The sequence below is a fragment of the Nocardiopsis sp. FR4 genome, from assembly GCF_009830945.1.
GTDB lineage: Bacteria > Actinomycetota > Actinomycetes > Streptosporangiales > Streptosporangiaceae > Nocardiopsis.
Window position 1 is genome coordinate 7,331 of the sequence record NZ_ML776458.1, and the last position, 21,470, is coordinate 28,800.

The following is a 21,470-nucleotide window of genomic DNA, read 5'->3' on the forward strand; positions in this document are numbered from 1 at the left end:
CGGTGGGGGGGTTGGCGCCCCCCCCGGCGGCCCGCGCCGGGGGGTGGCGGGGCGCCCCGGGGGCCGGGGCCCCGCGGGTCCCCGCGCCCCCTTTTCGCGTCCGCACTGTTGGAAGCGCGCAAGATTGCGGAAAACCAATGGAAACTCTTGCGCAAGGAGTCGCGGTCTCATTAGCGTTGCCGGTCAGCACCCCCGACCCGAGAGGACCGGCATCCCCGATGAGGCCCCCGCACGCGCGGTCCGAACGCCCCCCGTCCCGACGCGGACCCTCCGCTTCCGCCGGACTGGCCGCCGCGGCCCTGCTCCTGCCCCTGCTCGGCGCGACCGCCGCCGCGCTCCCCGCCGAACCCGCCGCGCCGGACGCGGGGGTGGACCTCACCGAGCAGCGCGCCCACTGGATCGACCGGTCCACCGTGCTCTGGCCCGGTGACCTCGACCCCGACCGCACCTACACCCTCGTGTCCTCCGAGGACGCCGACCTCGCCGTCTCCGGCGGCGAGCTCGACGGCGCCTCCACCTCCGTGCGGCTGACCGCCGTCCCCGGGGGACCCACCGGGGAACAGCGCGCCGCCTGGCCGCACCTGGCCGAACTCTCCGCCCTGGAGACGGGCCGGATCAACGGGCCGCGCCTGCGCGAGGCGCTCACCGGACAGCTCGCCGTCGTCGAGCGGGACGGCGACGGCACGGTCACCGGGGCGACGGGGGTCCAGATCCCCGGCGTCCTCGACGACGTGTACGCCGCCGCGGCCGAGGCCGACCTGGGCGCGGTCTGGGACGCCGGAGGGCGCCCCACCGTCTCCCTGTGGGCACCCACCGCCCGGTCCGTGACCCTGGAGCTGTACGAGGACTCCGCCGACGACACCCCGCGCACCGTCAGGATGCGGCGCGACCACCGGACCGGCGTGTGGTCGGCGCGGGGCCGGGCGGACTGGGCCGGATCCTTCTACACCTTCGGCGTGCGGGTGTTCTCCCCCGCCGCCGACGGGGGTCGGGGCGCCGTCGTCGACAACCGGGTCACCGACCCCTACAGCGTCTCGCTGTCCACCGACTCGGCCCGCTCCCACCTGGTGGACCTGGCCGACCCGGACCTGGCCCCCGAGGGCTGGTCCGACCCGGTCAAACCCGCGGCCGTCTCCCCCGAGGCGGCGTCGGTCTACGAACTGCACGTGCGCGACCACTCCGTCTCCGACGACACCGTCCCCGCCGGGCTGCGCGGCACCTTCGCCGCCTTCGCCCGCTCCGACTCCGCCGGGATGCGCGAACTCGCCGCCCTGGCCGAGGACGGCCTGGACTACGTCCACCTGCTGCCCGCCTTCGACATCGGCTCGGTGCCCGAGGACCCCGCCGACCGGGCCGAACCCGCCTGTGACCTGGCCTCCTCCGCCCCCGAATCCGAGGAGCAGCAGGCCTGTGTGGCGGAGGTCCGCGGCCGGGACGCCTTCAACTGGGGCTACGACCCGTACCACTACACGGTGCCCGAGGGCTCCTACTCCACCGACCCGGACGGCGCGGCGCGCGTCACCGAGTTCCGCCGGATGGTCGGCGGCCTCAACGGCGCCGGGCTGCGCGTGGTCATGGACGTGGTCTACAACCACACCCACCAGGCAGGGCAGGACGAGCAGTCGGTGCTCGACCGCGTGGTCCCCGGCTACTACCACCGGTTGGAGGCCGACGGCGGCGTGGCGACCTCCACCTGCTGCCCGAACACGGCCCCCGAGCACCTCATGATGGGCAAGCTCGTCGTGGACTCGGTGGTCACCTGGGCCCGCGAGTACAGGGTCGACGGCTTCCGCTTCGACCTGATGGGCCACCACCCCAAGCAGAACATGCTCGACCTGCGGGCCGCCCTGGACGAGCTCACCCCGGAGGAGGACGGGGTCGACGGCTCCGCGATCCTGCTCTACGGCGAGGGCTGGAACTTCGGCGAGGTCGCCGACGACGCCCGTTTCGAGCAGGCCACCCAGGCCAACATGGCCGGAACCGGCATCGGCACGTTCAACGACCGGCTCCGCGACGGCGTGCGCGGCGGCGGGCCCTTCGACGCCGACCCCGGCGTGCAGGGCTTCGGCTCCGGCCTGTACACCGACCCCAACGGCTCACCCGCCAACGGCACCGCCGAGGAGCAGCTGGCCCGGCTGCTCAACTACCAGGACCTCGTCAAGGTGGGCCTGACCGGCAACCTGCGCGACTACCGGTTCACCGCCTCCTCCGGAGAGGAGACCACGGGCGCGCGGGTGGACTACAACGGCGCCCCCGCCGGATACACCCTCGATCCGGGCGAGGCGGTCACCTACGTCGACGCCCACGACAACGAGACCCTGTACGACGCGCTCGCATACAAGCTGCCCCGGGACACCCCGATGGACGACCGGGTGCGGATGCAGGCCCTGTCCCTGGGCACGGCGGTGTTCGGCCAGGGCACGGTGTTCGTGCACGCGGGCACCGAACGGCTGCGCTCCAAGTCGTTGGACCGCAACTCCTACGACTCGGGGGACTGGTTCAACCGGCTCTCCTGGGACTGCGCCGACGGCAACAACTTCGGCGTCGGCCTGCCCCCGGCCTGGGACAACGAGGACAAGTGGGTCCACGCCCGCCCCCTCCTGGCCGATCCGGCCCTCGTCGCGGACTGCGCCGCCATCGAGGACGGCAGGGAGCGCTTCGGTGAGATGCTGCGCATCCGCGAGTCCACCCCGGCGTTCGCCCTGGGCACCGCCGAGGAGGTCCAGGCCCGGGTCTCCTTCCCGACCAGCGGGGCCGACGAGCTGCCCGGCGTGATCACCATGCACGTGGACACCACCGGCCTGGAGGGCGAGTGGTCGTCGGTGACGGTGGTGTTCAACGCGACCCCCGGGACCGTGGAGCAGGACGTGGACGCGCTGGCGGGCGCCGACGTGCGCCTGCACCCGGTGCAGGCGGAGTCCGCCGACGAGGTCGTGCGGGAGGCCTCCGCGGACGCGGCGGGCACCCTGACCGTGCCGCCGCGCACCGTCGCGGTGTTCGTGGCGGGCTGATCCCAGGCCACGCGAGGGGTGCGAGCACCGCTGTGCCCGCACCCGGCCGTGGTCCGGGGCCCGGAGCGGGAGGGTCGGCGCTGGCCACCGGCTCGACGGACATTTCCGGGCGTTCTGACTTTCGGCCGGAACGGCGGCCGGGACCGTGTTACGGATGGAGCCGACCTCCGCCGCCTCCTCCTTCCACGGGAACCCACATGATGCCTCTCCTCATCCTCGCCGTCCTGGTCACCATGGTGGCCGGGGCGCTCCTCGCCGTCTGGAAGTTCCGTGTCAGCGACGACTCCTCAGGGGGAGCCGTCGGCGTCGTCATCGCCCCGTGCGTGATGGCGATCTACCTCGTGGCCGCGGCCATGGGCGTGGTGATCGGCTGGGACGACTTCAAGGCGGCCGAGGACGGGCTGATCGCCGAGACGGGCGCGGCCCAGTCCCTGTACTGGAGCACCGCCACCTTCCCGGGAGAGGAGGGGGAGGAGGTACGCGAGAAGCTGCGCGCCTACCTGACCGCGGTCGTCGAGGAGGACTGGCCGCTCATGGAGGAGGAGGGCGAGCTGAGTGCCGAGGGCGACGAGGCCCTCGCCGAGCTGTCCGCGTCGGTACGCGCCCTGTCGCTGGCCGACAGCGGGGACGGCCTGGACCGGCTGTCCGCCCGCCAGGAGGCCACCGCCCTCAGCGAGGCGCGCATCGAGCGGGCGGACGCCGCCGGCGACGACATCCCCCCGCTCGTGCTCGTCATCACGGCGGTCACGGCCGTGGCCGTGGCGGTGCTGCCGTTCGCGATGATCAGGAAGGGCTCGTTCACGGCCTACTTCTGGTCCTCGGTCAACCTCGTACTCGTCTTCGCCACGGTCCTGCTGATCGCCTCCATGGGCAACCCGTTCAACGGCATCCTGGCCAACGACATGGGCGCGGTGGAGGAGGCCCTGGCCGCCTTCGACCGGGCCGACCTCGCCATGGCACCGCAGTGACCTCCTCCGGCCCGGGCGGAGGGGCCCGGGCCGGGAACGCTCAGCCGGAGGAGCGCGCGGCGCTCGACCCGCCACCGGCGACGGCGGCGCTGACCGCGATGACCACGACGATCACCATGGTGCGCATGGGTGTGAAGGTGCCCGCGCTCGGCTCCGCGGGGGGCCGGGACAGGTCCGCCAGGACCTGCTCCTGAGGAGGCGGCTGTTCCTCGGCCGGAGGAGCGGGGGCCGCCGGGGACCCCGCCGCCTCGACGGGGGCCGCGGGAGAGGGCTCCGGTACGGGCACGGGCGGCGCCGCCTCCGGCCCGGCCGGGGGCACGGGCACCGCCGAAGCGGGGGGCTCCGGCGCCTCGGGTGCGGGGGAGGGGGAGGGGGAGGCCGGCGGCTCGGGCTCGGGCTCCCCGGGCGGCGGGTAGCCGGGCCGCTCCGGCTCCGGCTCCGGTTCCGGCTCCGGGGGCGCGGGAGCGGCGGGCGGCGGCGGGCACTGCGGCGCGTATCCGGTGTGGACCGCCACGCGCACACCGTTCGCGCACACCAGGACGTGGGAGGCGGGGTCCACCTCCACCAGCGTGTCGGGAGCCTCCACACGCACCCGGTCGGGGCCCGCCTCGACGCGGGATGTCCCGTCGTCCACGTGGACGGATCCGCCGCCCGCCGTCGCGTCCGGGGGCGCCGCCGGGTCGGGGACGTCCAGGGCGAGGGCGGGTGCGGCGCCGCAGGCGAGCAGGAGCGCGCTCGCGGCCAGCAGTGAGGGCAGGGCACGGCGTGAGGGGGACATGTCACTCCTCGTGGCGCGGTCGGGGCACGGGGTGATCGTACGTGTTCGGGGTGCCTTCCACACCCGGAACCGCCCTCCTCGCCGCGGCCGGGAGACGGGCGCGTGCCATGCTTGCGGGCATGGTGCACACGAGACCGCGACTGGAGATCGAGTACTGCACGCGTTGCAGGTGGCTCCCCCGGGCGACCTGGATGGCGCAGGAGCTGCTGACGACGTTCGAGGCCGACCTGGGCGAGGTGGCCCTCATCCCCGGCACCGGGGGCGTGTTCGAGGTCCGCGTGGACGGTGAGACCGTGTGGTCGCGCAGGAGCGACGCCGCCTTCACCGACGCCGCCGACATCAAGCGCCTGGTCCGTGACCGGATCGCCCCGGAGCGTCCGCTCGGCCACTCCGAGCGCGGTTCCGGGAGCTCCTGACCGGTCCTGCGGCCCGGGTCAGGGGGAGTGCAGGCGCAGCACGGCGTGCTCGGCCCAGTCCGGGGCCCGGGTGAACCACGACACCACGATCATCGTCGTGAAGGCCAGCGGGATGGTCCACGCCGCGGGCTGGGCCAGCAGCACCGCGATCCAGCCGGGCGGGGTGGGCAGCAGGATCGACCACCCCACCGCGCCGGTGGCCGTCACCACGCCCACGGTCAGCCCCGAGGCGGCGCCCGCCAGGGTCAGGCGGCGCCACCAGATGCCCAGCACCAGCAGCGGGCAGAAGGTGGAGGCCGCCACCGTGAACGCCCACACCACCAGCACGTTGATGTCGATCGTGCGCGCGGGCAGCGCCAGCAGCACCGCCACGCAGGCCCCGATGGCCACGGCCAGGCGCAGCCGCGGCACGCTTCCCTGGAACAGGTCGTGCGACAGGCCGCCCGCCAGGGCCAGCAGCAGCCCGGAGGAGGTGGACAGGAACGCACCGAACGCCCCCGCCGCCACCAGCGCCGTCAGCACCGCGCCCGCCGTGCCCGGCACCGCCTCCGCGGGCAGCACCACCGCCACCGTGTCGGTGCCCTGCAACAGCACCAGCTGCGGGGTGAGCACCCGGCCCAGCAGGCCGTACACCGTCGGGAACAGGTAGAATAGCCCCAGCAGGCCGATCACGCCCACGGCCACCCGGCGCGCCGTCCGCGCCGTGGGGCTCGTGTGGAAGCGCATGATGACGTGCGGCAGCCCCATGCAGCCCAGCGTGATCGCCAGCAGGGCCGACCACGTCTCGAACAGGGGGTAGCCGCCCACGTCCAGCAGCGGGGTGCTCCATAGCTGGCCGCCCAGCTCCGGAAGCCCGGCGGGGTACGGGATGGGTGCGCCCTCGGGGAACACGTACTCGGTGCCCGCGGTCACGCTGTGGTCGCCCGCGGTCAGACCGACCTCCGCGCCGGACGGGGTGGTCACCGTCACCGGCTCGTCCAGGCTGAACCGGGCGCCCACGGTGAACTCCACCGGGGTGGGCTCGGGAAAGTGCGTCCCCCACTCCGGGTGCAGCGCCTGCGCCCGGGTGTCGGGGCTGGAGTACACCACCAGGTAGATCGCGGGGATGGCGAGGAAGGTCAGCTTGATGACGTAGTGGAAGGCCTGCACGTAGGTCGCCGAGCGCATGCCGCCCGCCGCGATCGAACCGCTCACCACCAGCCCCGCCAGCAGCACCCCGACCCAGTACGGCGTACCGCTGACCAGGCTCAGCACCACCCCGGCGCCCTTGAACTGGGGCACCAGGTACAACAACATGATCACCAGAACCACGCAGCCGCACAGCTGGCGCAGGCGCGGCGCGCCCAGGCGGTACTCCGCGAAGTCGGGCACGGTGAACGCCCCCGAGCGGCGCATCGGCCCGGCCACCAGCGCCACCACCGCCACGTAGCCCGCGGCGAAGCCCACCGCGTACCACATGGTGCCCAGGCCGTTCTTGAGCACCAGTCCGGCCAGCCCCAGCACGGAGGCGGCCGACAGGTACTCCCCGGCGATCGCCATCGCGTTCCAGCTGGGGGACACCCGCTGGGAGGCCACCAGGAAGTCGGAGGTCGAGCGGGCCGCCCGCACCCCGTAGACGCCGATGACCAGGCTGGTGACCAGGACCGATCCGATCGCCAGGACCGAGATCACCGCTCGCGCTCCCCCGCGGGCCGCTCCCCCGCGGGCCGCTCCGCCTCGGCGCGCTCCTCCACCCGCTCGGCGGAGCGCACGTGCCACAGCGCCATGAGGAACAGCATCGGGTGGACCGCCACCGTCAGCAGCAGCCACGACAGCGGGACCCCGAACAGTCGGATCTCGCCCAGCACGGGAAGGGCCGCGAAGGCCCCGCTCATGCCGAACAGCAGCACGGCCAGCGCCGCCACGGTGCGCACCGCCGTGCGCCGCTGGGTCCGGAAGAGCCGCCGCGCCGCCTCGGTGTCCACCGGTCCCGGGATCGGCAGCAGGTGTTGCGCGGGCCGGTTGCCCCGGGCCAGTGCGATCCGGGTCTGCGGGCTGGTCAGCTTCTCGCGCCGCGGGCTCATGGGGCCTGCTCGCCCTCGCCGTCGCGGGGTCGGGCGGAGGGGGTCGCGTTCGCGGACCGGCCCAGCTGGTCGCGGCGGGCCGCCTCCAGCAGTTGGGCGCGCAGGTGGCGGCCGTGGCGGCGGCTCACCGGCACGTCCCCGGCCGGGGTGCCCGCCACCAGGCCGGACGAGGAGGTCACCCGCAGGTCGCGCACCCACGGGATGGCGACGAGGTAGCCGCGGTGCACCCGGACGAACCCCGCCGAGGCCCACACCTCCTCCAGGTAGGACAGCGACAGGCGGATCAGGTGGCCGCCCTCGGCGGTGTGCAGGCGCACGTAGTCGCCCTGGGCCTCCACGAACTGCACGTCGTCGCGCTTGACGAACACCGTGCGCCGGCCCGTGTCGATCTGCACCACGTGCAGGTCCTCGGCGGGCGGGGCCTCACCACTGGGGCGGCGCAGCTGGGCGATGCGGCCCACCGCCTCGGCCAGGCGCTCGGGCCGGATGGGCTTGAGCAGGTAGTCCACCGCGCCGATGCCGAAGGCCTCCACGGCGTGCGCCTCGGAGGCGGTCACGAACACGATGGACGGCGGCTCGGACAGCACGCTCAGCACGCGGGCCACGTCCATGCCGTCCAGACCGGGCATGAGGATGTCCAGGAAGGCGGCGTCGATGGTGGTGGTCCCCAGCAGCCGCACCGCCGTGGCCCCGTTGTCGGCCACCAGGACCTCCGCCACCTCGGGCATGTCGCTGAGCAGCGACGCCATCTCCTCACGGGTGGAGGCCTCGTCCTCCACCACCAGCACGCGTAGTTCGGGTCTCAACGCGCCACCACCCCCCGGGTGAATCTGGGTACGCGCACGGTCACCTTGGTTCCCTCACCGGGCGCGGTCTCGATCACCAGACCGTACTCGGGACCGTAGACGGCGCGCAGCCTCTGGTCCACGTTGGCCAGTCCGACGCTGCGCGACTCCGGTCCCGTGCCCGCCAGGAGGGAACGTGCCAGGTCGGGGTGCATACCCACCCCGTCGTCCTCGATCTCGATGACGCACAGCGGTCCCTCGCCGAACCCGGAGACGCTGATGTGGCCGCGGCCCTCCTTGCGCTCCAGGCCGTGCCGGATCGCGTTCTCCACGATCGGCTGCACCACCAGGAAGGGGATGGCCACGGGCAGGACCTCCGGCGCCATCCGCACGCTGATGTCCAGGCGGTCGTGGAAGCGGGCCCGTTGCAGTTCGAGGTAGGTCTGGGTGGCCTCCAGCTCCTCCGAGAGCGTCGCGTAGTCGCCCTTCTCCGAGAAGCCGTAGCGCAGGTAGTCGGCGAAGTCCGACAGCAGGTGCCGGGCGCGGTCGGGGTCGGTGCGCACCAGCGCGGCGATCACCGCCAGGGCGTTGTGCACGAAGTGCGGGGAGATCTGCGCCCGCAGCGTGCGCAGGTCGGCGGCGGCGATGCGCGCCCGGGCCCGGCGCAGCGCCGCGTGGTCCAGGGAGTCCGAGACCAGGGCCGCGGCGGCCTCGACGTCGGCCTCCAGCGGGTGGCCCGAGGCCACCAGGGATCCGGCCAGCTCGTCGGCCACGTACAGCGGGACCGCGCACACCGAGGTGCCGTCGGCCAGGCGGGTGCGGGCGTTGCTGCCGTACTCGAAGACCTGCGCGAGCAGCGTCTCGACCTCCTCGGGATCGGGCCGTTTGCCGTGCGCGGCGACGGGTCCGTCCAGGTCGGCGAGCACGACGCCGTCCACGGCCAGGAGCTGGCGCAGCCGCCGGGCGGCCGAGGGCACCTTCCTGCCGTGCAGCCCGTCCTGGAGATCGGCGCCCAGGGCGTGGACCTGGCGCATCAACTCGACGCTCGCCCGCTGCTGCTCCGAGGACGCCGGGCGCCGCCGGGAGAGGGGCATCCGCGACAGCCACCGATATGACACGGAACGACCCTATCCCAGCGAACTGTGTCGGTGCTCACGTGTCGGGGGTCACCTTTCGGATCGTGACGTAAAAACGTCCTGCGTAACGGTGTCGGTTCACAAGAGACCGGGCCCGTCACCTGAGGTGACGGGCCCGGGGAGGGCTCGGGGCGGTGGCCGTGCCGGGAGCGGGGTGGACTCCCGGTTGGAGTGGACCACCGATGGCCACCCCGAGCTCGTGGCTCCTAGTGCTTGGCCGCCTTCTCGGCGCCCGCACCGGTCAGGGCGCGGACCTGGAGCATCGCGAACTTGTCGAAGTCGCGCTCCTTGGACATCAGGGTTCCGATGACCGCGCACAGGATGCTGATCGGCACCGAGACCAGGGCCGGGTTGGGCAGCGGGAACCAGGCGAAGTCCGCGCCCGGGATGAGCGAGGTCTCGCGACCGGAGACGACCGGCGAGAAGGCCACCAGGCCCACGGCGCTGATCAGGCCGCCGTAGATGCCCCAGAGCGCACCGGAGGTGTTGAACCGCTTCCAGAACAGGCTCAGCAGCAGGGTCGGCAGGTTGGCCGAGGCCGCGATCGCGAAGGCCAGCGCGACCAGGAAGGCCACGTTGAGTCCCTGCGCGAACACCGCCAGGACGACCGCGATGGTGCCGACGCCCAGGGCCGCGATCCGGGCGACCCGGACCTCCTCGGTGCCGGTGGCCTTGCCCCTGCGCAGGACCGAGTTGTAGAAGTCGTGCGCGATGGAGGACGAGGAGGCGATGACCAGGCCCGCCACGGTGGACAGGATGGCCGCGAAGGCCGCGGAGGCGATCAGGGCCAGCAGGACCGCGCCCGCCATGCCGCCGCCGATGGACTCGCCGACCGCCTGGGCCAGCTGCGGGGCGGCCGTGTTGCCCGCCCCGTCCTGGGCGCGGATGGCCTCGCCGCCGACGATGGCCGCGGCGCCGAAGCCCAGCACCAGGGTCATCAGGTAGAAGGTGCCGATGAGGCCGATGCCCCAGTTGACCGACTTACGGGCGCTCTGGGAGTCGGGGACCGTGTAGAAGCGGATGAGGATGTGCGGCAGGCCCGCGGTACCCAGCACCAGCGCCATGCCCAGGCTGATCAGGTCCAGCTTGTTCCACATGGTCTGGAGCGGGTCGCCCGCGACCTCCACGCCGTAGCGCAGGCCGGGCTCCAGGAAGCCCTCCTGGCCGCTCGCGGCGGCGGCGTCGCCCATGAGGGCGCCGAGGTTGAACCCGTACAGCGACAGGGTCAGCAGGGTGAGCAGGGCCGCGCCCGCCATGAGGATGACGGCCTTGATGATCTGCACCCAGGTGGTGCCCTTCATGCCGCCGAAGGTCACGTAGGTGGTCATCAGCAGGCCGACGACCACGATGCCGACGATCTTGGCGGTGGCGGCGTCCATGCCGAGGAAGGTCTCGCCGGGCTGGATGCCCAGCAGCAGGGCGATGAGCGCGCCCGCGCCGACCATCTGCGCCAGCAGGTAGAAGATCGACACCACGAGGGTGGAGACCGAGGCGGCGGTGCGCACCGGGCGCTGCTGCATCCGGTAGGACAGCACGTCACCCATGGTGTAGCGGCCGGAGTTGCGCAGCAGCTCGGCGACGAGCAGCAGGGCGACCAGCCAGGCGACGAGGAACCCGATGGAGTACAGGAAGCCGTCGTAGCCGAACAGGGAGATCATGCCGGCGATGCCCAGGAAGGACGCGGCCGACATGTAGTCGCTGCCGATGGCCAGGCCGTTCTGCAGCGGGGAGAAGCCGCGGCCGCCCGAGTGGAAGTCGGTCGCGGAGCTGGTGTTGCGGCTGGCCCAGACGGTGACGCCGAGCGTGGCCGCGATCATGAGGACGAAGAGGACGATGGTGACGATACGGCTGCTGTCGCTGACCGTCTCGACCGCTTCCTGCGCGAGGTTCATCGGCCGCCCTCCTGGTTGGCCGCACCGTGGTGCAGCTCGTCGCGCAGTTCGACCGCCTCGGCGTCGAGCTTGCGGCGCGCGTAGTTCGTGTACAGCACGGCGATCCCGAACGTCGAGACGAACTGCAGGATCCCGAAGACCAGCGCCACGTTGACGTTGCCGAAGAGCACGGTGCCCATGAAACCGCGCCCGAACGCGGACATGAGCACGTACAGCAGGTACCACGCCATGAAGGCGATGCTCATCGGGAAGACGAAGCTGTAGAGCCTCTTCTTGAGCTCCACGAAGCGCGGGTCGCTGTGCATCGCGACGTAGGCCTCGCGGCTGATGGTCTCCTCACCGTCTCCGTCGCCACCGGGGGGCGGTGTCGGGTCCTTCGTGGGCCTGTCTGTTGCCATGGTGCGATTACCTCCGGGGGGATCGGCGGGCAGCCGGTGACGACGATGTCTCGCCGGTGTGATCTGCGTTACCTGGAACTGTAGGCAGGTGCGCTACGTCACAGGAGGGGGTGCGTGACCGCACGCGCCGAACGCGGGGGAGCAGCGTCGAACGGTCGCCCAGCGCGCGGTGAGCGGTCCGATCGTGCGCCGAACGGTCGGCGGGCGGTCGGCGCGCCGGGGAGCGGACGCCCCTCCGACGCGGCCCCGGAGGCGGGAGGAGCCCCCGCGCACCGTGGAAGGGCAGGTCGGCGTGGTGCGTTGTACCGTGTGTGACGCCACCGCCCGCCCCGGGCGGGCCCGGTCCGCGCAGGACCCCGGACGAGGTGCGCCGTACCCGGTCACGACAAGACGGCGCGTGTCCGCGCACGCGCTCTCGGAAGGGGTACGGGCCATGGCCTGGATCGTCCTGGTCGTCTCGGGTCTGCTGGAAACCGCGTGGGCGACCGCGCTCAACGCCTCGCAGGGGTTCTCCCGCCTCTGGCCGTCGGTGGCCTTCGGGGTCACCCTCGTGCTGAGCATGGCCGGTCTGGCCTACGCGCTGCGCACCATCCCCGTCGGGACCGGGTACGCCGTCTGGGTGGCGATCGGCGCCGTCGGCACCTCCCTGGTGGGCATGTTCGTCCTCGGTGAGGGCTTCAGCGTGCCCAAGGCGCTGTGCCTGGTGCTCATCGTCGCGGGCGTGGTCGGGCTCAAGCTGCTGCACTGACGCCCCGCCCCGTCGGCGGATCCGCCGCACCGGCGGCCCCCGGCAGGGCGGGGCGGCCCCGGCGGAGCACCTCCGCCGGGGCCGCCCGACCCTGCCGCCGTGCGGCCCGCTCAGCCGAACAGCGGCCGCAGGAACTCCAGGTAGAGGATGTAGCCGCTGATCGCCACCAGCCCGGCGACGCCGGTCCACGCCCAGGCGAACATGAGCCGGGAGGGCAGGAAGGGCTTGTCCTCGGGGGTGAAGTTGTCCCTGATCGCCTTGATGTTCAGCCAGTACAGGACGGGGGAGAACAGCAGGGCCAGGAACGAGGCGATCTGGACCACGAGGATCGGCTCCGGCAGGCCGAAGATGACCGCGGTGCCCGCGACCAGCCACAGCACCTGGAAGCCCCGGTAGATGAGCTTGCGGGTGCGCGGGTCGTCCCAGGCCCGGCGCAGGCGCACGCAGCACTCCTCGAAGACGCGGGCCTGGCCGTCGAAGTAGGTGAAGACGGTCGACCACAGCGCCGCCACGCCCCCGGCGATGATCACCGGGAAGATCCACGCGCCGAACGTGTCGGTGTAGATGCTGGCGATCGTCGAGCCCATCTCGCTCGACTCCGGCACCAGGCCGATCGGGTTCAGCACGACGGCGCCGACGATGAGGAACGCCATCCCCGTGATCATCGAGATCACGTAGGAGATGTTCATGTCGCGCTTGAACAGTTTGAGGTGGTTGCGCAGGTAGTCCGGTGCCAGGTCGACCCGGTAGCCCTGGCGCTGGAGCTCGCGGACCCGGACCATGCCGCTCTTCTTGTCCACGGCCCAGTTGGACTGCATGGGCGCGACCTCGACGGTGGTCGGGAAGTAGCCCCACATGGCGCCGAAGAGCAGCAGGGCGCCGACCGGCGGCAGGGTGGGGGCGAGCCGGGCCAGGTACTCGCCGGGCGGCGGGCTCTGCAGGAAGAAGGCCAGCATCACGCACACCGCGAACACGATGATGGTGAGCTTGACGGCCAGCTCCAGCGCCTTGTACTTGCCCGCCCACAGGACGGCGACGCTGGAGAGCAGGACCAGGACCGCCCACAGCTGGAGCGGCAGGAAGGGGAAGGCGGCCCACAGCATGGCCGCGCACCCCAGGGCGCGCCCGGCGATCCCGAAGGTGTTGGCCAGGGACTGGAAGCCCAGGTACCACAGCGGCCAGTTGCCGCGCCCGCGGCCGGTGCGCTCGTAGGCCTCCATGATGCTCTCGCCGCGCACCAGGGTGTAGCGGTGCGCGAACTCGAAGGCGCAGTACTTGAGCAGGTAGGCGAAGGGGATCACCCACAGCAGCGCGTAGCCGTACTGCGCGCCCGCGGTGGGCCCGTGCATGATGTGGCTGGCCCCGATACCGGTCATCGCCGCGGCGATGCCGGGGCCCATGGCGCGCCACGTGTCGCGCACGCCCGTTCCGGGGGCTTCGAGGCGGATGGTCTTGGCGGGGGCGGCGCCCGTGGCTGCGGCGCCGGTCAGGTCGGGTTCGTCGGAGCGCTGCGGGGGGAGGTCGAGGGGTTCGAACGTCGTGGAGCGGGGCTCCTCGGCGGCGGGGTCGGGGGACGGGGCCATGGGTGGGACTCCCTTGTCTTGTCTTTCACGCGTGTGTCACTGCCCCCATCAGCCCCCGGGGACTCGGCCCTCCCTTCGGTGTCGGCGCCGTGCGGCTCCCGGCGCGGGTGTGCGGCTGTCCCGGCGGTCCGGTGCGCGCGCGGCGGCAGCGCGCGCACCGGACCGGTGGTGTGCGGACCGGTCAGAGCAGTCCGGCGGCGCGAGCCCAGCGGTACTTGGCCCCCAGCACCTTGACCGGCATCTCCGTGGTGTAGGGGTAGGCGACGATCCCGTGCTCGAACAGCCTCCGGCTGGCCGCCTCCACCTCGGTGTCGCCCGAGAGGGAGGCCACGACCGGCTTGTCGATCCCGGCGGCCCGGGCCTTGGTGACCACGTCGACCACCACGTCGGCGAAGACCAGCGGCGGAGTGACGATCGTGTGCCAGTAGCCCAGGACCAGGGAGTGCACCCGGGGGTCCTCCAGGCCCAGCCGGATGGTCTTCTCGTAGGTGGAGGGGGGTTCGCCCCCGGTGATGTCCACCGGGTTCCCGGCGGCCCCGAACGGCGGGATGAAGGCGCGGAAGGCCTCGTCCAGGTCCGGGGGGATCTCGTACAGCGACATGCCGTTGTCGACCACGGCGTCCGACAGGAGCACGCCCGAGCCCCCCGCGCCGGTGATGATGACGACGTTCTCCCCGGTCGGGGCGGGCATGACCGGCAGGGCGCGGCCGTACTCCAGGAGTTCGGTCAGGCCGGGCGCGCGCACCACGCCCGCCTGGCGCAGGATGTCGTCGTAGACCTTGTCGTCGCCCGCGAGCGCCCCGGTGTGCGACCCGGCCGCGCGCGCCCCGGCCGAGGTGCGCCCGGCCTTGAGCACCACCACGGGTTTCCTGGGCACGACCTCGCGGGCGGCGGCGACGAACGCGCGGCCGTCCTTGAGGTCCTCCAGGTGCATGGCGATCGCGTTGGTGTGCTCGTCCTGCCCGAAGAAGGTGAGCAGGTCGTCCTCGTCGATGTCGGCCTTGTTGCCCACGCCCACGATCGCCGACACCCCGGTGCGGGTGCTGCGGCTGTAGCCCAGGATGGCCATGCCGATCCCGCCCGACTGCGAGGTGAGCGCGGTTCCCCCGGCCACGTCGTAGGGGGTGCAGAAGGTCGCCGAGAGCTTGCGCGGCGTGTAGTAGTAACCGTAGATGTTGGGTCCGAGCAGGCGCACGCCGTGCCGCCGGGCCACGGCCAGCACCTCGTCCTGGAGTTCGCGCTCACCGGTCTCGGCGAAGCCGGAGGGGATGAGGATCGCGCCCGCCACCCCCTTGCGCCCGGCCTCCTCCAGTGCCCCGGCCACGAACCTGGCCGGGATGGCGAAGACCGCCACGTCCACCTCGCCGGGCACGTCGGTGATCGACGCGTACGAGGTGCGCCCGTGCACCTCCGAGGCCTTGGGGTTGACCGGGTGGACCTCGCCCTCGTAGCCGCCGTCCACGATGTTGCGGATGACGGAGTTGCCGATCTTGCCCGCCTCGTTGGAGGCGCCGATGATCGCGATGGAGCGCGGCTTGAAGATGCGCTCCATCGAGGCCAGGATCTCCTCCCGGGAGAACACGCGGGGGGTCTCGGCGGGCTCGAAGTCCAGGACGAAGCGCAGGTCGGCGGCGACGGCCCCGGAGGCGGAGGCGAACACGGGGTTCAGGTCCGCCTCGGCGATCTCGGGGAAGTCCGAGACGAGTTCGGAGAGCCGCACCAGCAGGTCGGCCAGCGCGCCCCTGTCCGCGGCCTCGGCACCGCGCACCCCGGAGAGCACCTCGGCGGCCCGGATGTCGTCGATCTGGGCGAGCGCCTCCTCACGGGAGACCGGGGCGAGCCGGAAGGCGACGTCCTTGAGGACCTCCACCAGGACACCGCCCAGGCCGAACACCACCACCTTGCCGAACGTGGGGTCGGTGGTGGCGCCGACGAGCACCTCCACGCCCCCGTCGACCATCTGCTGGACCTGGACGCCGTCCACGCGCGCGCCGGGGTCGTGGGCCCGTGCGTTGGCGGTGATCCGCCCGAAGGCGGCGGCCACCTCCTCGGGGGTGTTCAGACCGATCTCGACGCCGCCCGCGTCGGTTTTGTGCAGGATGTCGGGGGAGACGATCTTGGCGGCCACGGGCAGGCCCAGTTCCTCGGCCAGCGCGGCGGCCTCCTCGGCGGTGCGGGCCAGGCCCTCACCGGGCACCGGGATGCCGTAGGCCTGGGCCAGGACGCGGCCCTCGGGGGCGGTGAGCGCGGTCCGGCCCTCGGCGCGGGCGCGGTCGAGCACCTCGCGGACCGCGGTGCGGTCGTGGTCGGAGCGCTCGGGGGTGTAGACGGCCATGCGTCAGATCACTCCGTTCGATGCGAGTTCGGCCAGCTCCTCGGGGGACAGGCCCAGTTCGGTGCCGTAGACCTCGGCGTTGTGCTCGCCGAGCAGGGGTGAGCGGACCACGTCCACCGACGAGTCCGACAGCCGGATGGGTGAGGCGACGGTGTGGTAGGTGCCGCGCTCGGGGTGCTCGACCGCGGTGACCACGCCGTTCTCGCGCAGCGTGGGGTCCTCGATGATCTCCCGGGTGGACATGATCGGCCCGCAGGGGATGTTGTGCGCGTTGAGCGCGGCCAGGACGTCCCACTTGGGCAGTTCCCGGGACCACTCCTCGATGAGGGCGAACGCCTTGTCGAGCTTGTCCAGTCGGGCCTCGGGGGTGGCCCACCCGGGGTCCTCGGCCAGTTCGGGGCGGCCGATCAGCCGGGTGATGGGCTCCCAGCCGGCGGGCTGGATGATGACGTAGACGTAGTCGTTGGGCCCGCCGGGGGCCGTGCGCACGGCCCAGCCGGGCTGGCCGCCCCCGGAGGCGTTGCCGGAGCGGGGCACCTCGTCGCCGAAGCTCTCGTTCGGGTACTCGGCGAGGGGGCCGTGCGCCAGGCGCTGCTGGTCGCGCAGCTTGACCCGGCACAGGTTGAGCACCGCGTCCTGCATGGCCACCTGCACCCGCTGGCCGCGGCCGGTGCGCACCCGCTGGTACAGGGCGGCGAGGATACCGGCCACTGTATGCATCCCGGTGCCCGAGTCGCCGATCTGCGCGCCGGTGGCCAGCGGGGGCCCGTCCTCGAACCCGGTGGTGCTCATCGAGCCGCCCATGGCCTGCGCGATCACCTCGTAGGCCTTGAAGTCGGCGTAGGCGCCCGGCCCGAAGCCCTTGATCGAGGCGTAGACCAGCCGGGGGTTGGTCTCGGACAGCACCTCCCAGGTGAAGCCCATCCGGTCCAGCGCGCCGGGGGCGAAGTTCTCCACCAGCACGTCGCTGCGGCGCACCAGGTCCAGGAAGATCCGCTTGCCCTCGGGGCTCTTGGTGTTCAGGGTGACGCTGCGCTTGTTGGAGTTGAGCATCGTGAAGTACAGGCTGTCCACGCCCGGCTTGTCCCGCAGCTGGCGCCGGGTGATGTCGCCCGAGGGCGCCTCCAGTTTGACGACGTCGGCGCCCATCCACGCCAGGATCTGCGTCGCGGACGGTCCGGACTGGACGTGGGTCATGTCCAGTACGCGGACCCCTTCGAGTGCCTTGCCCATGGCTCTCCTTCCGGGCTACTTGTACATCGTCTGGTTCATCGTCCCGGGCGCGTAGACCTCCGGGTCGATCCAGACGTTGATCAGTGAGGGCTTGCCGGACTCGCGGGCCCGGCGCAGGGCCGGGGCGATCTCGGCGGGGTCGCGGACCTCCTCGCCGTAGCCGCCGAGCATCCGCGCGAACTCCGAGTAGCGCACGTCGCCGAGGGTGTTGCCGATCTCCCCGCGGTCGGCGCCGTACTTGGCGATCTGGCCGTAGCGGATCTGGTTCATCGAGGAGTTGTTGCCGACGATCCCGACGAAGGGCAGGTCGAACCGGACCAGCGTCTCGAAGTCCCAGCCGGTGAGGCTGAACGCGCCGTCGCCGAACAGGGCCACGACCTCCTTGTCCGGTCGGGCGTACTTGGCGGCCATGACGAAGGGGACGCCGACGCCGAGCGTGCCCAGCGGACCCGGGTCCATCCAGTGCCCGGGCGACCTGGGCTGCACCACCTGGCCGGAGAAGGTGACCACGTCGCCGCCGTCGCCCACGTAGATGGAGTCCTCGGTGAGGAACTGGTTGATCTCGCTGACCAGCCGGTAGGGGTGGATCGGCGTGGAGTCGGAGGTGAGCAGGTGGGCGCGCTTGTCCAGCGCCGCCTGTTCCTGGGTGCGCAGCTCCTCCAGCCAGGCCTTGCGCCCCTGGGCGCCGGTGTCGCCGTAGCCGGAGACCGCCTGCAGCACCGAGGACAGGACCACGTCCGCGTCGCCCACGATCCCGAGGTCGACGTCCCGGTTCTTGCCGACGGTGGTGTAGTTGAGGTCGATCTGCACGACCGTGGCCGTGGGGGAGAGGCGCTTGCCGTAGCCCATCCGGAAGTCGAAGGGCGTGCCGACGATGATGATGAGGTCGGAGTTGGTGAAGGCGTAGCGCCGCGAGAGCTGGAAGTGGTGCGGGTCGCCCGGCGGCAGGGTGCCGCGCCCGGCGCCGTTCATGTAGGCGGGGATGTTGAGCGCGCGCACCAGGTCGGTGGCCGAGTCGGTGGCCCGGGTGGTCCACACCTGGTTGCCGAGCAGGATGCTGGGCTTCTCCGAGCGCACGATCAGCTCGGCGAGCCGCTCCACCGCCGCGGGGTCGCCCGCCTGGCGGGTGCTGGCGCGGTAGCGGCCCGCCGCGGGGACGCGGGCCCGCTCCACCGGCACCGAGGCGTCCAGGACGTCGCGCGGGATCTCCAGGAAGGAGGGGCCGGGCGCGCCGTTGTGCGCCTCGCGGAAGGCCATGGAGACCAGGTCGGCGACCCGCTCGGTGTGCGGCACGGTGGCCGCGAACTTGGAGATCGGGTTGATCATGTCCACGTGCGGCAGGTCCTGGAGGGAGCCCATCTTGTGCTGGCTGAGGGCGCCCTGGCCCCCGATGACCAGCATCGGGCTCTCCGCGCGGTAGGCGTTGGCGATGCCGGTCACCGCGTCCGTGGTGCCGGGGCCGGCGGTCACCACGGCGCACCCGGGTTTGCCGGTGACGCGCGCGTAGCCGTCCGCGGCGTGTGCGGCCACCTGTTCGTGGCGCACGTCCACCACGTCGATGCCCTCGTCCGCGCAGCCGTCGTAGATGTCGATGATGTGTCCCCCGCAGAGCGTGAAGACGACGTCGACGCCCTCGGCCTTGAGTGCCTTGGCGACCAGGTGGCCGCCGGAGATCGTGTCGCTGCTGGTTTCGGTGGTTGCCTTGTCGGCCATCGGGCGACGACCCCTTTCCTACGGGTGTGCTGCTGCGTGCGGGTGTGTTGTTGCGGTGTGCCGGGTTCTGTGCGCTGTGTTCCCCGTGTCGGCGGGATACTGTATACCGTGTACGTCACATTGGAGCACGGCGCCGTCGCGCTGTCCAGACCCCCGGCGGCGTCCGTACCGGCGAGGCCGCCCCTGGCAGCGTGCGCACCGGCAGGGGGCGGCGCAGCCGTGCGGCCAGCGCGCAGGCCGCCGCGGGCAGCAGGGCGAAGCCCGCCAGGGCCGCGTCCTGCGCGCCCAGTGCCAGCAGGACCACGGCCCCGCCCACCCCCACCAGGCCGCCGACCGCCTTGGAGGCGTGGACCAGGTGCTGCACCACGGGGGAGCCCTCGCCGCAGTGGCCCTCGGCGATCGCCCGGGTGAGGGGGTAGCACGAGCCGGTGCCCGCGCCCACCGCGAGCGCCGCCGCCAGCGCCAGCGGGACCGGCTCGGCCAGCAGCAGTACCGGCAGGGCCAGCGCGGTGGCGGCGGTCAGCGCCACCAGGGTTCTCCGCCTGCCCGCGTGCTCGGCGGCGGCGCTCGCGGCCAGCCTGCCCAGGCCGCTGCCCAGGGCCAGCGCGACCACCGCCGCGGGCAGCTCCAGGGGTACCACGACGAGCGCGAACAGGCCGCACGCCCCCGACAGGGCCACCACCGCCTGCAACAGCGGCAGGGAGCCGCTCGACCACGCCTGTCCCGCGCTGAGGTCGCCCGCGGCCGGGGGGTCGGCGCGCCTGCGCAGCGCGCTGCGGCGGGGGTCGCTGTCCGGCGGCCACCACCGGGCCGGGGCGGACCGCTGCCCCGCTCCGCCTGCGACGCCCAGCACGAGGACCGCCAGGGCCAGGGCCGCGCAGGCCGAGGGCAGCGCCTCGGGGGACAGCCCCACCGCGATCACCGGCAGCACCGGCACCGCGCCCAGGGCGAACGCCCCGCCCACGGCTCCCAGGCGCACGGTGTGCCGGTCCGGGAACCAGCCGCCGACCAGGTCCGCGCACGAGTGGTAGACCAGCCCGGCGCCGAGTCCGCCGAGGACGCCGTAGTCCAGGACCGCCCCCGTCACGCCGTCCGCGTGCCCGAGGGCGAGCAGCGCCGCCGCGCACAGCAGGGCTCCGGCGCAGATGGCCTCGCCCGGCCCGAGCAGCCCCCTCGTCCGCAGCCAGTGCGGCGCGGGCGCCAGGGAACCCTGTACCAGGGTCCAGACCAGGAAGGGCAGCAGCGCCTGGGCGGGTGACCAGCCGCGCGCCTCCACCAGTACGGGCACGGCGGCCCCGTAGCCGAACTGGAGGACCCCCACCGCCGCCACGGCGGCCAAGGCGCGCGCCAGCAGGACGGCTCGGGGGGCGCCGGTCAGCTCGCGGGCACCCGGGCCGACGGTGTAGCGCCTGCCCCTCCAGTCGCGGACGTCGGTCATGGCGACACCTCCTTTGTATGCAGTATGCAAAGGACTTCGCTCCCTGAAAAGAGGGGGGTGGACAACGAACACCTATTGCATACTGCATACAGTATGGCGTATTCCTAGAAGGGGGCTGAGTGGACAAGGAGGAGCGGTGGATCTCTACGAGTACGAGGCCAAGCAGATCTTCGGGGAGCACGGCGTCCCCCTCGCCGAGGGCGAGATCGCGGACACCCCCGACCAGGCCCGCCTCGCCGCGGGCCGCATCGGCCGCACGGTGGTGGTGAAGGCGCAGGTCAAGACCGGTGGCCGTGGCAAGGCGGGCGGCGTGAAGGTCGCCGACGGCCCCGAGGACGCCCAGGCCAAGGCCGAGCAGATCCTCGGTATGGACATCAAGGGCCACACGGTCCACCGCCTCCTGGTCGAGGAGGCCTCCGACATCGCGGAGGAGTACTACTTCTCCTTCCTCCTGGACCGCGCCAACCGCACCTTCCTCTCCATCTGCTCCGCCCGCGGCGGCATGGACATCGAGGAGGTCGCCGCCACCGACCCGGACGCGGTCGTGCGCACCCCGGTCGGCCCCGAGGGGGTGGACCGCGGGACGGCCCTGGACATCTGCCGCGCCGCCGGGATCCCCCCAGAGGTCCGCAGACGCGCGGCGGCGGTCATCACGGACCTGTGGCGGGTCGCGGCGGCGGAGGACGCCACCCTGGTCGAGGTCAACCCCCTGGCGCGCACCCGGGACGGCCGCGTGGTGGCCCTGGACGCCAAGATGACCCTGGACGACAACGCGGCCTTCCGCCACCCCGAGCGGGAGCCCTTCACCAACGGCACCGATCCGCGCGAACTGCGCGCCCGCTCCCTGGGCCTGAACTACGTCAAGCTGGACGGCGAGGTCGGCGTCATCGGCAACGGCGCGGGCCTGGTCATGTCCACCCTGGACGTGGTCGCCTACGCCGGTCAGACCCGCGGCGGGGCCAAGCCCGCCAAC

General features: G+C 72.7%; 17 protein-coding genes and 1 riboswitch. Of the genes, 5 read left to right on the forward strand and 12 right to left on the reverse strand.

Annotated features, from left to right (window positions below):
* The first annotated feature begins 218 nt into the window (after window positions 1-218).
* Both pulA and FYW95_RS04675 read left to right on the forward strand, forming a co-directional pair.
* Window positions 219-3,011 (forward strand): pullulanase-type alpha-1,6-glucosidase, encoded by a 2,793-nt coding sequence (gene pulA, locus FYW95_RS04670; protein WP_160050033.1) that lies wholly within the window; start codon window positions 219-221, stop codon window positions 3,009-3,011.
* A 197-nt stretch (window positions 3,012-3,208) separates the two neighbouring features.
* A complete protein-coding gene (locus FYW95_RS04675; protein WP_159940324.1) occupies window positions 3,209-3,979 on the forward strand; it encodes a bestrophin-like domain in 771 nt (256 codons plus the stop codon).
* A gap of 40 nt (window positions 3,980-4,019) precedes the next feature.
* Here the strand turns inward: FYW95_RS04675 and FYW95_RS04680 are convergent, their stop codons facing one another.
* Window positions 4,020-4,757, reverse strand: a complete 738-nt coding sequence (locus FYW95_RS04680) for a hypothetical protein (RefSeq protein WP_160050034.1) — start codon at window positions 4,755-4,757, stop codon at window positions 4,020-4,022.
* A gap of 119 nt (window positions 4,758-4,876) precedes the next feature.
* Here FYW95_RS04680 and FYW95_RS04685 point away from each other — a divergent pair, with 119 nt between their 5' ends.
* Window positions 4,877-5,173, forward strand: a complete 297-nt coding sequence (locus FYW95_RS04685) for an Rdx family protein (RefSeq protein WP_201294688.1) — start codon at window positions 4,877-4,879, stop codon at window positions 5,171-5,173.
* Window positions 5,174-5,191: 18 nt separating this feature from the next.
* On the opposite strand, the gene FYW95_RS04690 is transcribed toward FYW95_RS04685, so the two are convergent.
* The 6 genes from FYW95_RS04690 to FYW95_RS04715 form a co-directional block, all read right to left on the reverse strand.
* Window positions 5,192-6,844, reverse strand: coding sequence for a sodium/solute symporter (locus tag FYW95_RS04690; RefSeq protein ID WP_159940328.1), 1,653 nt, complete (start codon window positions 6,842-6,844; stop codon window positions 5,192-5,194).
* Entirely contained in the window at window positions 6,841-7,236 is a 396-nt protein-coding gene (locus FYW95_RS04695; RefSeq protein ID WP_160050035.1) for a hypothetical protein, read from the reverse strand. Before FYW95_RS04695 ends, FYW95_RS04690 begins: the two co-directional genes overlap by 4 nt.
* Window positions 7,233-8,042: a LytR/AlgR family response regulator transcription factor gene (locus FYW95_RS04700; protein WP_159940330.1), complete on the reverse strand. Its 810-nt coding sequence runs from the start codon at window positions 8,040-8,042 to the stop codon at window positions 7,233-7,235. Before FYW95_RS04700 ends, FYW95_RS04695 begins: the two co-directional genes overlap by 4 nt.
* Window positions 8,039-9,055, reverse strand: a complete 1,017-nt coding sequence (locus tag FYW95_RS04705; RefSeq protein ID WP_159940352.1) for a sensor histidine kinase — start codon at window positions 9,053-9,055, stop codon at window positions 8,039-8,041. The genes FYW95_RS04700 and FYW95_RS04705 overlap by 4 nt, the downstream gene beginning before the upstream one ends.
* Before the next feature lie 308 nt (window positions 9,056-9,363).
* Complete coding sequence (locus FYW95_RS04710; RefSeq protein ID WP_160050036.1) at window positions 9,364-11,049, reverse strand: solute symporter family protein; 1,686 nt, start codon at window positions 11,047-11,049, stop codon at window positions 9,364-9,366.
* Window positions 11,046-11,447 carry a DUF485 domain-containing protein gene (locus FYW95_RS04715; RefSeq protein ID WP_160050037.1) on the reverse strand — a complete coding sequence of 134 codons (402 nt, stop codon included), beginning with the start codon at window positions 11,445-11,447 and terminating at the stop codon, window positions 11,046-11,048. The genes FYW95_RS04710 and FYW95_RS04715 overlap by 4 nt, the downstream gene beginning before the upstream one ends.
* 336 nt (window positions 11,448-11,783) lie before the next feature.
* Window positions 11,784-11,847: riboswitch (guanidine-III (ykkC-III) riboswitch) on the forward strand.
* Between the two features lie 33 nt (window positions 11,848-11,880).
* Between FYW95_RS04715 and FYW95_RS04720 the strand changes: the two genes are divergently transcribed.
* On the forward strand, window positions 11,881-12,195 hold the full coding sequence (locus FYW95_RS04720) for a DMT family transporter (protein ID WP_160050038.1): 315 nt from the start codon (window positions 11,881-11,883) through the stop codon (window positions 12,193-12,195).
* Between the two features lie 110 nt (window positions 12,196-12,305).
* Here the strand turns inward: FYW95_RS04720 and FYW95_RS04725 are convergent, their stop codons facing one another.
* From FYW95_RS04725 to FYW95_RS04745, 5 genes are all read right to left on the reverse strand, one after another.
* Window positions 12,306-13,778, reverse strand: coding sequence for an Nramp family divalent metal transporter (locus FYW95_RS04725; RefSeq protein WP_201294690.1), 1,473 nt, complete (start codon window positions 13,776-13,778; stop codon window positions 12,306-12,308).
* A 181-nt stretch (window positions 13,779-13,959) separates the two neighbouring features.
* A complete protein-coding gene (locus FYW95_RS04730) occupies window positions 13,960-16,113 on the reverse strand; it encodes an acetate--CoA ligase family protein (protein WP_159940338.1) in 2,154 nt (717 codons plus the stop codon).
* Between the two features lie 3 nt (window positions 16,114-16,116).
* Window positions 16,117-17,346, reverse strand: coding sequence for a formyl-CoA transferase (gene frc, locus FYW95_RS04735; protein ID WP_159940340.1), 1,230 nt, complete (start codon window positions 17,344-17,346; stop codon window positions 16,117-16,119).
* A gap of 15 nt (window positions 17,347-17,361) precedes the next feature.
* A complete protein-coding gene (locus FYW95_RS04740) occupies window positions 17,362-19,059 on the reverse strand; it encodes a thiamine pyrophosphate-binding protein (RefSeq protein WP_159940342.1) in 1,698 nt (565 codons plus the stop codon).
* Between the two features lie 115 nt (window positions 19,060-19,174).
* Complete coding sequence (locus FYW95_RS04745) at window positions 19,175-20,497, reverse strand: MFS transporter (protein ID WP_201294692.1); 1,323 nt, start codon at window positions 20,495-20,497, stop codon at window positions 19,175-19,177.
* A gap of 136 nt (window positions 20,498-20,633) precedes the next feature.
* On the opposite strand from FYW95_RS04745, the gene FYW95_RS04750 reads away from it, so the two are divergent.
* Window positions 20,634-21,470 (forward strand): ATP-grasp domain-containing protein (locus FYW95_RS04750; protein WP_159940344.1); only part of this gene is annotated, 837 nt, incomplete at its 3' end.

What these genes read in the sequence shown, in the direction of transcription:
- FYW95_RS04680 (WP_160050034.1), bottom strand. Translation starts at nt 4,757, where the DNA reads ATGTCCCCCTCACGCCGTGCCCTGCCCTCACTGCTGGCCGCGAGCGCG.
- FYW95_RS04730 (WP_159940338.1), bottom strand. Translation starts at nt 16,113, where the DNA reads ATGGCCGTCTACACCCCCGAGCGCTCCGACCACGACCGCACCGCGGTC.
- FYW95_RS04695 (WP_160050035.1), bottom strand. Translation starts at nt 7,236, where the DNA reads ATGAGCCCGCGGCGCGAGAAGCTGACCAGCCCGCAGACCCGGATCGCA.
- FYW95_RS04675 (WP_159940324.1), top strand. Translation starts at nt 3,209, where the DNA reads ATGATGCCTCTCCTCATCCTCGCCGTCCTGGTCACCATGGTGGCCGGG.
- FYW95_RS04740 (WP_159940342.1), bottom strand. Translation starts at nt 19,059, where the DNA reads ATGGCCGACAAGGCAACCACCGAAACCAGCAGCGACACGATCTCCGGC.
- FYW95_RS04710 (WP_160050036.1), bottom strand. Translation starts at nt 11,049, where the DNA reads ATGAACCTCGCGCAGGAAGCGGTCGAGACGGTCAGCGACAGCAGCCGT.
- FYW95_RS04685 (WP_201294688.1), top strand. Translation starts at nt 4,877, where the DNA reads ATGGTGCACACGAGACCGCGACTGGAGATCGAGTACTGCACGCGTTGC.
- FYW95_RS04725 (WP_201294690.1), bottom strand. Translation starts at nt 13,778, where the DNA reads ATGGCCCCGTCCCCCGACCCCGCCGCCGAGGAGCCCCGCTCCACGACG.
- FYW95_RS04715 (WP_160050037.1), bottom strand. Translation starts at nt 11,447, where the DNA reads ATGGCAACAGACAGGCCCACGAAGGACCCGACACCGCCCCCCGGTGGC.
- frc (WP_159940340.1), bottom strand. Translation starts at nt 17,346, where the DNA reads ATGGGCAAGGCACTCGAAGGGGTCCGCGTACTGGACATGACCCACGTC.
- FYW95_RS04705 (WP_159940352.1), bottom strand. Translation starts at nt 9,055, where the DNA reads ATGCGCCAGGTCCACGCCCTGGGCGCCGATCTCCAGGACGGGCTGCAC.
- FYW95_RS04745 (WP_201294692.1), bottom strand. Translation starts at nt 20,497, where the DNA reads ATGACCGACGTCCGCGACTGGAGGGGCAGGCGCTACACCGTCGGCCCG.
- pulA (WP_160050033.1), top strand. Translation starts at nt 219, where the DNA reads ATGAGGCCCCCGCACGCGCGGTCCGAACGCCCCCCGTCCCGACGCGGA.
- FYW95_RS04720 (WP_160050038.1), top strand. Translation starts at nt 11,881, where the DNA reads ATGGCCTGGATCGTCCTGGTCGTCTCGGGTCTGCTGGAAACCGCGTGG.